Here is a 12,719-nt window from a genome sequence, read left to right as displayed (position 1 = left end):
CTGGAGCGACTCACCCAGACCATCCAGCGTGCCATCACGGATGGTCAGCCTTATGCGCTGGAGCTGGAGCTGATCAGCGCCAAGGGCGTGCGCAAGTGGATCCGCACCCAGGGCGAGCCGATCCTGGAGCACGGTCGCGTGGTGCGCATCGAAGGGGCCCTGCAGGACATCAGCGAGGTGCACGAGGCCCGCATGGCCTTGCACGCCCATCAGGAGCGGCTGGAGCAGACCGTGCAGGAGCGCACGGCGGAACTGGAGGCCGCGCGCCAGCAGGCCGAACGACTGACCCGGGTCAAAAGCGAGTTCCTGGCCAATATGAGCCACGAGATCCGCACCCCGCTCAATGGCGTGCTCGGCCTGGCACAACTCGGTCAGCGCGAGCATGGCGGCGCAGCGGGCCGGCTCTTCGGGCAGATCGTGGACTCCGGCCGCCTCTTGCTGGGCATCATCAACGACATCCTGGACTTCTCCAAGATCGAGGCTGGCAAGCTGGGCATCGAAACCCTGCCCATCGATCTGCGGGCCATGCTCTCGCGCACCACCGCCGCCGTCGAGGAGCGCGCCCGCGCTCAGGGTCTGCGGCTGAGCACGCAGGTGGGCCAGGACGTGCCGGCCCTGGTCCACAGCGACCCGCTCCGCCTGGAGCAGATCCTGCTCAATCTGCTGTCCAACGCCGTGAAATTCACGCCACAGGGACAGATTCAGGTGTCAGCCACCCTCCGGGGGGGGCAACTCGTGCTGACGGTGTCCGACACGGGCATCGGCATGAGCGCCACGCAACTGGCCGAGCTGTTCCGCCCCTTCGAGCAGGCGGACACCTCCACCACCCGACAATACGGCGGCACCGGCCTGGGTCTGAGCATCACGAAACGGCTGGTGGAGCTGCTCGGCGGGCAGATCCACGTGCACAGCCAGCCGGGCCAGGGGTCCACCTTCGAGGTCTGCCTGCCCCTGCCGCTGGACGACTCCGCTCGACCGGAGGAGCCCGCCCCCGTGCCAGCCATGGAGGACGCCACACCGCCCCGGCGGCTGGCTGGCCTGCGTGTCCTGGCCGCCGAAGACAACGCCATCAACCAGCTGGTGCTGCAGGAGATCCTGCTCATGGAGGGGGCCGAAGTGACGATGGTGGACACCGGTCAGGGCGCCCTCGACCGCCTGCATCAGCAAGGCAGCCAGGCCTTCGACATCGTGCTGATGGACATCCAGATGCCCACCATGGATGGCCACGAGGCGACCCGACGGATCCGCCACATGGACCCCAGCCTGCCCGTGATCGGCCAGACGGCCCACGCCATGCCGGAAGAGCGCATCCGGTGCATGGACGTCGGCATGGTCGACATGGTCGTCAAACCCATCGTCCTGCAGCAACTGATCGAGGTGGTGCAGAAACACGCGCGGCCCCGTTCCGGGGCCGCTGCCTGAGAGGTCTTGCGCCGACTCAGCTGGCGTGGCTGGCCTGGCCCTTGCGACCGTAGCGGGCCTCCATCGCCGCCCGTGCCGACGGATGCACGTTCACGCGACTGAGGTCACCACCATAGTGGCGCATCACGCGGTCGTTCATCAGCGCGAACCACAGGGGTGGGCAGTAGGCAGCCGTGATCATGGCGGCATAGCCGGAGGGCAGTTGAGGGCTTTCCTCGAAGTGGCGCAGGGCCTGATACCGACGGGTCGGGTGCGCGTGGTGGTCGGAGTGACGCTGCAGGTGGTAGAGCAGGATGTTGCCGACGATGTGGTTGCTGTTCCAGGAATGCTCAGGCTGGCAACGCTCGTACTTGCCCGACGCGTCCTTCTTGCGCAGCAGACCATAGTGCTCGACATAGTTGACCACTTCCAGCAGGGAGGCGCCATACATGGCCTGCAGGATCAGGAAGGGCAGCACGGCCCAGCCCAGCCAGGCGACCAGGCCACCGAACAGCAGCACCGACATGGCCCAGGCCTGCAGGTTGTTGTTGCGGATGTTCCAGACACCACGGCCCTGACGCGCCAGGCGCTCGGCCTCAAGGTGCCAGCCCGAACGCAGGGCACCGATCACGGTGCGCGGCAGGAAGGCCCAGAAGCTCTCACCCAGGCGCGAGCTGGCCGGATCTTCCGGCGTGGACACACGCTTGTGGTGACCCCAGTTGTGTTCGACGTAGAAGTGGCCATAGCAAGTGGGGGCCAGGGTGATCTTGGCCAGCCACTGCTCCAGGGCTTCCTTCTTGTGGCCCAGTTCATGGGCGGTGGCGATGCCGATGCCGTTGAAGCCGCCCACGCTCAGGATCAGGCCCAGCATCTCGTACCAGGCCAGGTCATGGGTGGCCACCAGGTAGGCCCCGAAGATCGTGCCGGACAACTGGAAGGGCACGAAGAGGATCACCAGGAAGGTGTAGAAAAAGTCCTTGTCGAGCATGGCCACGGCCGACTCGGGCGGGTTGCTGAAGTCTTCGCCAAAGGTGTAGTCCAGCACAGGGATCAGCAGATGGATCACCATGGGCACGATCCACACCCAGACCGAATGGCCGTAGTAGTGGAAACCGATCAGGCTGATCAGGGCGAGCAGCGGCACAGCTGGGCTGAACAGCCACAGGTAACGCTTGTCCGACCAGTCCTCGGTCGTCGGTTTGACAGTGCTTGTCATCGGGGGGCTCCTTCATTGACCGGGGCCCGACAGCAGCCCCAACATGAGCGTCAGTGTGTGCTTCTTCGGCCCGGCTGTGAAGACGGCAGCCGCCAGTTCGCTATCGCGAAGCGCCGGTGCACTCCCCCGCACTAACCCTGACTCACGCCGGTTTGCGTTGCTTGGGCACCCAGGCCCACACCATCTCGCAGGCGATGGGCTCTTGCCCCGTATCGTCGGTGATGCTCACGGGCACCGTGACCTCCCCCTTGTCCAGCGTGAGAATCTGCTCGATCTGCTGTGGCGTGAGCTGGGCCACGGCGCGCATGTCGCCCTGCGCGCGCTTGAGGTAGTCCACACGCAGGGTCTTGATCAGCGGCAGCTTGTCGTCGGGCAGGTTCATGCCCACGCAGAAACCGGTGGCGGTTTCTGCCAGCAGGGCCATGGCCGCGGCATGCACCCCCTTGATGTGGTTCTGCACGCGACGCCGGTTGCGGATGCTCACCACCACACGCTGGCTGGAGACCTCTTCAAAACGCAGCCTGGCCGTGCCCACCAGCGGCACGATCTGGCCCAGCAGGAAGCTCACCAGGGAAGGGCGCAGCGCATCGGGCAGGCCACTGAACTTGGCGAGTTGGCGGCTGAGTTGATTGGGTCGGGGGGTGGTCATGCAGGCTCCGTCAGTTCAAGCCCCGCATGGTAACGGCTGAAATCAGCCCCATTCGTGGCGCTCCAGCAGCGCACCGGCCTGCTTGAAGTCCAGATTGGCCATCGCCATGCGCAGCAACTGGAAGGTCTCGGCGTCCAGGGCAGATTGCAGCGCAGACGCCAGCGCCTGGAAACGCGAGAGGGCTGACAGATCCTGGGCCCGCAGCAGCGCCTTCAGCTCAGACACCTCGGTCAAGGTGAGCGTCGACGCCCCCGCCTCGGGCACCTGGGCACCGGCCTCATGCGTTCGGGACCGCAGGGCCACGGTCGCCCGCTCCAGCGCCTCCAGGGCGCGGTGCATCTGGTCCAGGGTGACGCTGACCTCGGCCGGCGCATCGCCACGGCGCACCGCCGCCTCGGCCTGCGAGGCCACCTGCATGAGTGCCATGGCGCCCAGCATGCCCGCCCCGCCCTTGAGCTTGTGCAGTCTGGCCGCCAGTGCAAGCCGCTCGACAGGATCGTCGGACAGGCGCGTCTCCATGATGGCGTCAGATTCCCGGAACAGTCGGTCCAGCATCTCGACGTACAGTGCCACATCGCCGCCGAACCGCGTCGCGGCGGCTTCCGCGTCCACCCCGTCGAGCACCGGCCACTGGCCGGCATCCAGCAGCGCGGCCGTGGCCGCCAGCACAGGCAACACGCGCCCGCAGGCCTGCTGCACGGCATGGCGCACGATCTTCACCAGAGCCTGGGGGTCGAACGGCTTGGTCACGAAGTCATCGGCACCGGCGTCCAGCGCCCGCTGGCGCTCGGACACCAGGGCCCCGGCTGTGAGCGCGATCACGGGCAGATCCCGGAGCGCCGGATCCGCCCGGAGGCGACGTGTGGCCTCATGACCGTCCATCACCGGCATCTGGACATCCATCAGCACCGCATCCATGCGCGGCCCCGGGGTGCGCAACATCGACAGGGCCTCCTGACCATGGCGGGCCAGCGCGACCTGGGCGCCCTCACGCTGCAGGATGCTCTGGGCCACCTCCAGATTGATGTCGCTGTCGTCCACCACCAGCACCCGCACACCGGACAACCACTGGGACCCGGCCGCCTCCAGGCGTGTGCTGTGCAGCAGGCAGGCGGTGCTCTCGCCCCGGTGCATCAGGGCGTCATTGACGGCGTTGAACAAGGACGGCCCCGTCGGGACACCGATCAACACGGCATCCACCCCGGCCCGAACCGGATCATCCTGCGGATCCGCCCCGAGGGCCCCGGCATCCCACAGCAACAAGGGGATCGCCATCGGGGCCGTCAGGGTGGCCAGCGCGGCCCGCGTGCTCAGCAACACGGCGCCACCGGGCAGCTCGGCCACGCCCGGGACACCCTCGGGCCCGTCAACGACACGCACGCGCCACCCCAGGGTCACCGCCACCTCCGAGAGGATCTGCCGGGGCTCGCCCTGAAGACCCAGGACGTGCAGGGTCAAGGATTGCGCGGCCTCGCCCTCGCGTTCAGGCAGGGTGGGTGCGATGCGCAAGGGCAGATCCACATGGAAAGTGCTGCCCTGCCCTTCCTGGCTCTCCACACTCACATGCCCGCCCATCAAGTTCACCAGCCGGTGCACGATGGACAGCCCCAGGCCGGTGCCGCCAAAGCGTCGCGTGGTCGAGGCATCGGCCTGCATGAAGGGGGTGAACAGACGCGCCAGCACCACCGTCGACATGCCCAGCCCGGTGTCCCGGACCGTGAAGCGCAGGCCCAGCTCATCGCCTGAGCGCCGCGTCTCGCGCACGTTCAGGCTCACCTGGCCACGCTCCGTGAACTTGAAGGCATTGCCCAGGAGATTGATGAGGACCTGGCGGATGCGCGTCACATCGCCCAGCAGGAGGGGGGGCAACTCGGATTCGGTGACCACGGCAAAGGTGATCGGTCGGCTGCCCGCCGCCAGCCGGAACATCTCCTCCACGTCCTGCAGCAGGGTGTTCACGGCAAAGGGGGCCTGCTCCAGGGTCAGCTCACTGGCTTCGATCTTGGACAGATCGAGCACATCGTTGACCACCGACAGCAGGGCGCGCCCGGCCGACTGGATCTTGGCCACGAACTGTTGCTGCCCCTGATCCAGGCGCGTGTCACGCAGCAGGTAGGTCAGGCCGATCACGGCATTCAAGGGCGTGCGGATCTCGTGGCTCATATTGGCCAGGAACTCGCTCTTGGCCGAACTGGCCGCCTCGGCGGCGACCTTGGCCTCACGCAAGGCCGCCTCGGCCTCGTGCTTGGCCGTCACGTCCTGCAAGGCACCGATCAATCGCGTGGGTCGCCGCAGCCCGTACTCATCATCGCCCGCGTCGTCGTATTCGGCCTCGCCGACGATGCGCACCCAGATGTGCCGCCCCAGGGTCGTCACGAAGGGCAACTCCAGGTCCCAGCCCTCCCCTCGCTCAATGGCCGTCTCCACGGCCTGGCGGATGCGCGGCTGCGCCGAGGGGTCGTAGTGACGGAAGGTGTCCTCCAGCGTGAGGTGCTGGTGTTCGCCCAGCTCGTAGATGCGGCGTGTCTGACGGGTCAGGGTCATCTCGCCCGTGCTGAGGTCGACCTCCCAGCCGCCCACCCCCGCGACACGACCAGCCCGCTCCAGAAAGGCCTCGCTGGTGGCGCGCAGGCGCTCTTCCGCCAGCTTGCGCTCGGTGATGTCCAGATGGGTGCCCGCCATCCACACCGCGCGGTGCTGCTCATCCCAGCGCAGGACCCGCCCCCGGTCCAGCGCCCAGATCCAGTGGCCATCCTTGTGACGCATGCGGACCTCGATCTCGTAGACCGCCTGTTCGCCCTTGAAGTGCTGCCGGAGCAGATCCTGGGAGCGCTGCAGATCATCGGGGTGACAGCGATCGATCCAGGTCTGGATGCTGGTGGGCATCAGCTCGGAGAGGCTGTAGCCGATCATCTGGGCCCAGCGCTCGTTGAAGCGCACCTCACCGGTCTGGATGTTCCACTCCCAGGTGCCGACGTTGGTGCCGGCCAGAATGTTGTCCAGGCGCTCGCGCTCCTGGGCCAGGGCCTCATTGGACAGGCGGGTCACGGTCACGTCCGTGCTCAGGGACACGTACTTTTCGATCTGCCCTTCGGTGCCGATGAAGGGCGCGATGATGCTGTCAACCCAGTAGAGCGAGCCGTCCTTGGCGCGGTTGCAGACCTCGCCGCGCCAGGCCCGGCCGTTGGCCACGGTGCGCCACATATTGGCCCAGAAGCGGCTGGGGTGAATGCCTGCGTTGATGAGGCTGTGATTCTTGCCGATGAGCTCCTGGCGGCTGTAGCCACTGATCTGGCAGAAGGCCTCGTTGACATCCAGGATCTGCCCCTTGCTGTCGGCCACCGAGTAGATCGAGTGCATCTGGATGGTTCGCAGCAGGGCCTCGCTCTCGCGCAGGGTGGCGTCGAGCTTCTCGCGGCTCTCGGTCAGTTCGGTGATGTCGTGCACCAGCACGTAGAAGCCACGCACCTCGCCATCGACCAGATCAGGGATGTAGTGCGAGAGCGAATGGCGGATGCGCAGATCGTCAGGCCGCTGGATGGCGCGCTCGAAGGTCTGGGGCTCTCCCTGCAACACGGCCTCGACATAGGGCCAGTTGCGCTCGAAGATGTCGTCGCCCAGCAACTGCCGCATGTGCATGCCCGACATGCTCCCCTCGCCAACACCACACCACTGGCGATAGGCCTGATTGGCAAAGCGGTTGATCAGGCTCCTGTCCCAGTAGCCCACCATGGAGGGCAGGCCGTCCAGGATGGCCTGCAGATGTCGGTGGGCAGACTCCAGCTCGACCGTGCGCTGCCGGACCTGATCTTCCAGGGTGGCCGTGAACTCGCGCAACTGGCGCTCGGCGGCCTTGCTGCCACTGATGTCGCGGATGATCTTGCCCACCCCCACGACCTCCCCGGACGGGCCCGTGATGGGGGCCGCGGTCACCGACACATCCAACCACACGCCATCGCGTCGCCGGCACTGCGTGTCAAAGGGCTCGATGGTGATGCCCTCGGCCACCCGCCGGAGGATGTCGGCCTCGACGCGCTCGTCATCGGTCATCGGCAGGAGTTGCCGGATCGGCTCGCCCACCGCGTCGGCAGCCTGATAACCGAACAGACGCTCGGCCGCACGGTTCCAGCTCAGGATCTCGCCCTCGAAGGACTGACCGATGATGGCGTCGCTGGTGTTGCGCATGACGGTGGACAGCCGCACCTGCTGAGCCCACAGCAACCGGCGCCGCTGGCGGTTGAGCTGGTAGGCATAGGCCAGGGCCGTCAGCAGCAAGGTGGCCACCGCCCCCGCGCCAAAGACCATGGAGGGCCGCACCAGGTTCAGCGAGGCCACAAAATGCGGAGTGGCCCGCGTCTCGATGAGCCAGGTGCGACCGAAGACGTCCTTGTGGGTTCGCTGCATCAGGCCCGCAGTCCCCAGTCGCGCCGCGTCCACCGCCGCCGGGCCGAAGAACTGCACGGGCGGGCGCCCCCGAGGGGCATCGAACAGCGCCACCGTGTAGTCCTTGTGGTCCAGGCCGATGTCGCGCAGCACCTCGTCGATCAGCAAAGGTGCGTAGGCCCAGCCGTAGGCGGCCGCTTCGCGCTGCGCTGGCGTGGCGGTGGGCAGACCAGGGCGATAGATGGGCAAGAGCAGCAGAAAGCCCCGCCCGGCGTACCCCCGGGCCTGCATCAGGGTGATCGGCGAAGTCAGCGTGGCCTGACCGCTGTGCATGGCCTGCTCGGCCGCCACGCGGCGCTCGGTGTTCGAAGCGATGTCCAGCCCGAGCGCGCCCTGATTGCCTTCGATCGGCTCAATGTACTGGATCACATAGCGCTCACCGCTGTGAGGGGCCAGTTGCCGGATCGCAAAGGCTGGTGCGCCGTCCTGGCGCGCCAGTTCCAGAAAGTGCGCCTCCTGCGCGGGTGGCACACGGCGTATGAAGCCGAAGCCACGGGCGCCCTCGAACTCGGTCAGCAGGTTTCTGGACTCGTGATAGATCCGAAAGGCCCGGCGACTGATGGCCTCTGGGCCCGCCGTCAGGATCGCCCCGCGCGCACCTCGCAGTCCGTATTGATAGCGGCCCATGCGCTCCATCAGGTGGCGCTCGATCGAGCCGCTCAAGGTCAGGAAGGCATCCCGGGCCAATGCATCGTTGCTGGCGGACTGGCGTGCCGCCATCAGCACACTGAGCAGCAATCCGCCCAGGAGCAGCGCCCCGGTGAGCAGGCGCCCGGTGCGCGTGAACCGGGTGTCAGGCATCCGGGGGTTCTTCGAGGGCCAGGAAGCGGCTGCAGTTGCGCCCGGCATGCTTGGCCGCATACAGCGCCTGATCCGCCGACAGGACCAGCTCCGGCGGGCGGAAGCTGGGGGCCACACCACCGGCATCGGCGCCCAGGCGCACGGTGGTGGCGCCAACGGAGACCGTCACCACCGGGGAGGCCGGCGAGCCTTCATGGGGAATGTGCCGGGCTGCGATGCCCGAGACGATGCGCTGCGCCACATGGATCGCGCCAGCGGCATCGGTTTCGGGCAGAAGGATCACGAACTCCTCTCCCCCCACACGCGCCACCGTGTCGGCAGGACGTTGCACCAGACCTTGTAGCGTCTGCGCGACAACCCGCAGGCAGTCGTCACCTTGCTGGTGCCCGTAGTGGTCGTTGTAGAGCTTGAAATGATCGATGTCGACCATCAGCAGGGACAAGCGTGCGCCCGCGCGGCGCGCCCGGTCCCATTCACGATCGAGCAGGCTCTCGAACTGCCGGCGGTTGGGCACCCCCGTGAGGGCATCGGTGTTGGCATTGCGCCGCAACTCGTCGGACATCTGCTTGAGGCGCAGATGCGTGCGCACCCGCGCCAGCACCAGCAAGGGCTTGGGGGGTTTGGCAATGAAGTCGACCGCCCCGGCCTCCAGGGCCTTCAATTCGCTGTCGGTATCGTCGTGCCCGGTGACGAAGATGACCGGGATGTCCCAGAGATCCGGGTCGGCCTTGATGATGCGGCAGACGTCATAGCCGCTCAGGCCCGGCATCTCGGCATCGAGCAGGATCAGGTCAGGGTGGGCTTCCCGGGCCATCTGCAGCCCCTGCTCGCCCGACAGGGCAAAGCGCACAGCCCCCAGCTCGGACACCATGCGGCCCAAGCCCTGAACCACCACGGGATCGTCATCGATGATCAGTATCGATCCACTGTCCACTTGAAGTTCCCCCATAGAGATTTTGGGGCCGCCCCGAACTACCAGCAGTCTTGCGATCAGGCTAACACAGCCTCATCCAGGACCGCCAGTCCCGCATGCCACCCATTTTGTCGATTTCATCACAAGCCATCATCGTGCGCCACCCGGCCGTCGAGCATCTCGATGCGCCGATCGCAGCGGGCCGCCAGCCGGGGATCATGGGTGACCACCAGGAAGGAGGTGCCCACCTGCTCATGCATGCGCCGCATCAAGGCAAACACCTCGTCCGAGGAGGCCGTGTCCAGATTGCCCGTGGGCTCGTCGGCCAGCACCAGCGCGGGCTCCAGCATCAGGGCCCGCGCCACCGCCACGCGCTGCTGCATGCCGCCCGACAGCTCGGCGGGCTGGCGGTCCATGGCCTGGGTCAGGCCCACGGCATCCAGCAGGGCACGAGCGCGTTCGCGCCGGGCCGGCGACACCCAGCCATCGCGGGCCATCGCCGGCAGGGTCACGTTTTCCAGGGCCGTGTAGGCCGGCAACAGGTGATGGAACTGGAAGACAAAGCCCAGGGTGTCGCGACGCATGCGGGTCAGCCCATCGTCGTCCAGGTCCTGCACGTCCTGACCGGCCAGGACATACCGCCCCGCCGTGCTGCGCTCCAGCAGGCCCAGGATGTTGAGCAAGGTGCTCTTGCCGGACCCCGATGGGCCGATGAGCGCGGCGAACTCCCCTCGGGCGATGTGCAGGTCGATGCCATGCAGCACCTCGGCCTCGCTGGGCAGGCCGGCGTTGTAGACCTTGCGCACCTCGCGCAAGCTCACCAGGGGTGCATCGTGCGCGGTGTTCATAGGCGGATGGCCTGGGCCGGATCCATGTGGGCGGCGCGCCGCGCCGGTGCCACCGCTGCCAGCAGGCCGGCGATCAGGGCCAAGCCGGCGATGCGCAGCGCCATGAGCGGCGGCAGGGTGATGACGAACAGCGGCAGGCCATCGGCCCCCCGCACGAAGTGGGTGAAGGCCCAGATCAGCAACACCGCCAGGGCCACGCCCACCACCGAGCCCACCGCGCCCACCAGGGCCCCCTGCAGCAGGAACACGCGCAGGATCTGCGCGCGCGTGGTCCCCATGGCCCGCAGGATGCCGATCTCTCTTTGCTTTTGCACCACCGACACCACCAGCACACTGGCGATGCCCAGCACCACCACCACCATCACCACCACCCGGATCAGCATGGTGCTGATGCCCTGGGCATTGAGCGCCGACACCAACTGGGCATTGGTTTCCTGCCAGCTCTCGACCTTGTAGGGCCACTGCCGCGCCAGGTCCTGCGCCAGGGTCTGGGCCATCCAGACGTCGGCCAGGGTCACATCGATCTGCGTGGCCCCACCGGCCAGGTCCATCAGGCTCTGCGCCGAACGCAGGGGCACGATGACGGCGCGGCGATTGAGGTCCTTGATGCCCAGATCGACCAGTCCGCTGATGCGCAAGGTCTCGCTGCGCTCGCCTGTGGACACGGTCAGGCGATCCCCCACCCGCAGGCCCAGATCGGCCGCCAGGGTCTGGCCGACGATGGCCTCGCCGGGCGACAGACGCATCACACCGGCCACCATCTTGGCGCGCAAGCCGACGATGCGGTCGTAACGCGCCAGCTCCACCCCCGTGATGGCCACCGCACGGGTGGCCTCGCCCCGCTGGGCCAGGGCCGCTCCCGCCACCATGGGCGAGACCGCCACCACCCCATCGCGGCGCTCCAACGCGCTCACCACCACCGGCCAGTTGGCCACCGTTCGCAGGCGCTGCGCACGCGACTGTGTGTCACTCATGATGAGCTGACCCGCTTGCGGTGTCAGCGCCGGCAAGACGCGCTCATCGGGCGGCGACAGCACCACGTGGGCTTGCGCGCCCAGGGTCTTTTCCAGGGTGTTGCGTTGCAGCCCCGTCACCAGCGCCGAGATGTAGGCCACCACGGCCACGCCGGCCGCCACGCCCACGATGATCAGCAGGCTCTGGAAACGCCCCTCGCGCAGAAAGCGCAGAGCCACGTTGAGCTCGAAACCCAGCAGGGACCACAGGGGGCGGCTCATCACATCACCCGGGCGTTCAGCCACCAAAACCACGGGTCATGGCGCCGCCCACATTGTCCTTGGTCGTCCCCGACGACGAGGCCCCCGCGCCACCCGGCGTACGTGTCCGCACCCGCGTGCCTGGCGCCACCCCGGGGTCCAGCAGCACACTCTGCTGGGCGGACAGGCCGCCGGTCACCTCGACCAGGTCCAGCGTGCGCAGACCCAGACCGACCTCGCGCTCACGCGCCACGCCCTCCTCGACCACCAGCACCGTGCCCCGCTCGGCGCCCTGGGCGCTCAAGCCGGCGCGCAAGGCTCGCAGGGGCAGGACCATGGCGGTCTGGCGCTCACCCGTCACCACCTCGACCGACAAGGTCATGTCCTCACGCAGGAAGGCCGGCGGACGCCCCACCGGCGCGAAGGTCACTTCCACGGCGCCCCGCTGGGCATCCACGGACGGTGCCAGCCGCTCCAGGCGTGCCTCGAAAGGCTGGTCCGGGTAGGCATCGGCCAGCACCCGGGCCCCTTGCCCGCGCTGCAGTTGTCCCAGAAAGCGCTCATCGACCTGGGCCACGATGTCCAGCGGGCCCGCCACAGACAACCACAGCAGACCATGACCTGCCTGCACGATCTGACCGGGCTCGACCTGGCGGGTCAGCACACGGCCAGCCCCTGGGGCCCGCACGGTGGCCTGATCGAGCCGGGCCTGGGCCGCCTCGACGGCCGCCCTCGCCGCATTGCGCTGCGCTCGGGCCACATCCACATTGCGCACCGCCTCGTCCAGGCGGGCCGGGCTGTAGAACTGGGCGCGCACCAGATCACGCACCCGCGCCAGATCACGCTCGGCCGCCGGCACCTGCGCCTGCGCCTGCTGCCAGGAGGCCTGAGCCTGTGCCAGGGCCGCCCGCCACTCATCCGACTCCAGCACCAGCAAGGGCGCGCCGGCCTTCACCTCATCGCCCTCGCGCACCAGCACCTGGGCCACCCGGCCCGTCACGGTGGTGCCCACCTCGACCCGCGCCGGGGTCTCGACACGCGCGGTGAACTGCAGGCTGCGCACCAGGGGCTGACTGCGCAGGACCACGGCGTCCACGGCCACCGGCTGCCAACGCAGCCAGGCACCCAGCAGCACCAGGGCCACGATCACCACGGCGCCACCCCACACGGCGGGTCGACGCCACACAGGGCGAGAAGAAAGAGTCATCCAGTGTTCTCCAGACCCCTCACTGTA

8 protein-coding genes are annotated in these 12,719 nt (G+C 67.8%); 1 reads left to right on the top strand and 7 read right to left on the bottom strand.

Translation table 11 applies throughout. The features are described from left to right. The coding region (locus VFW84_RS05245) for an ATP-binding protein (protein ID WP_329679388.1) at positions 1 to 1,422 on the top strand (1,422 nt) is incomplete at its 5' end. Between the two features lie 16 nt (positions 1,423 to 1,438). Here VFW84_RS05245 and VFW84_RS05240 read toward each other — a convergent pair. From VFW84_RS05240 to VFW84_RS05210, 7 genes are all read right to left on the bottom strand, one after another. Continuing rightward, on the bottom strand, positions 1,439 to 2,617 hold the full coding sequence (locus tag VFW84_RS05240; protein WP_329679387.1) for an alkane 1-monooxygenase: 1,179 nt from the start codon (positions 2,615 to 2,617) through the stop codon (positions 1,439 to 1,441). Between the two features lie 142 nt (positions 2,618 to 2,759). Beyond that, entirely contained in the window at positions 2,760 to 3,266 is a 507-nt protein-coding gene (locus tag VFW84_RS05235) for a DUF4442 domain-containing protein (RefSeq protein WP_329679386.1), read from the bottom strand. A 42-nt stretch (positions 3,267 to 3,308) separates the two neighbouring features. Next, complete coding sequence (locus tag VFW84_RS05230; RefSeq protein WP_329679385.1) at positions 3,309 to 8,510, bottom strand: PAS domain S-box protein; 5,202 nt, start codon at positions 8,508 to 8,510, stop codon at positions 3,309 to 3,311. After that, positions 8,503 to 9,459 (bottom strand): diguanylate cyclase domain-containing protein, encoded by a 957-nt coding sequence (locus VFW84_RS05225; protein WP_329679384.1) that lies wholly within the window; start codon positions 9,457 to 9,459, stop codon positions 8,503 to 8,505. The genes VFW84_RS05230 and VFW84_RS05225 overlap by 8 nt, the downstream gene beginning before the upstream one ends. 104 nt (positions 9,460 to 9,563) lie before the next feature. Further along, on the bottom strand, positions 9,564 to 10,271 hold the full coding sequence (locus VFW84_RS05220; protein ID WP_329679383.1) for an ABC transporter ATP-binding protein: 708 nt from the start codon (positions 10,269 to 10,271) through the stop codon (positions 9,564 to 9,566). Further along, positions 10,268 to 11,506 carry an ABC transporter permease gene (locus tag VFW84_RS05215; RefSeq protein WP_329679382.1) on the bottom strand — a complete coding sequence of 413 codons (1,239 nt, stop codon included), beginning with the start codon at positions 11,504 to 11,506 and terminating at the stop codon, positions 10,268 to 10,270. The genes VFW84_RS05220 and VFW84_RS05215 overlap by 4 nt, the downstream gene beginning before the upstream one ends. Before the next feature lie 16 nt (positions 11,507 to 11,522). Then, entirely contained in the window at positions 11,523 to 12,692 is a 1,170-nt protein-coding gene (locus VFW84_RS05210) for an efflux RND transporter periplasmic adaptor subunit (RefSeq protein ID WP_329679381.1), read from the bottom strand. Positions 12,693 to 12,719 lie beyond the last annotated feature (27 nt).

The organism is Aquabacterium sp. (assembly GCF_036279655.1).
GTDB lineage: Bacteria > Pseudomonadota > Gammaproteobacteria > Burkholderiales > Burkholderiaceae_C > Aquabacterium.
The sequence above is the reverse complement of the archived record's forward strand: the minus strand, read 5'-3'. Positions and strand labels throughout refer to the sequence as shown.

Coding starts and splice junctions, on each gene's coding strand:
- VFW84_RS05240 (WP_329679387.1), bottom strand. CDS start 2,617: ATGACAAGCACTGTCAAACCGACGACCGAGGACTGGTCGGACAAGCGT.
- VFW84_RS05235 (WP_329679386.1), bottom strand. CDS start 3,266: ATGACCACCCCCCGACCCAATCAACTCAGCCGCCAACTCGCCAAGTTC.
- VFW84_RS05230 (WP_329679385.1), bottom strand. CDS start 8,510: ATGCCTGACACCCGGTTCACGCGCACCGGGCGCCTGCTCACCGGGGCG.
- VFW84_RS05225 (WP_329679384.1), bottom strand. CDS start 9,459: ATGGGGGAACTTCAAGTGGACAGTGGATCGATACTGATCATCGATGAC.
- VFW84_RS05220 (WP_329679383.1), bottom strand. CDS start 10,271: ATGAACACCGCGCACGATGCACCCCTGGTGAGCTTGCGCGAGGTGCGC.
- VFW84_RS05215 (WP_329679382.1), bottom strand. CDS start 11,506: ATGAGCCGCCCCCTGTGGTCCCTGCTGGGTTTCGAGCTCAACGTGGCT.
- VFW84_RS05210 (WP_329679381.1), bottom strand. CDS start 12,692: ATGACTCTTTCTTCTCGCCCTGTGTGGCGTCGACCCGCCGTGTGGGGT.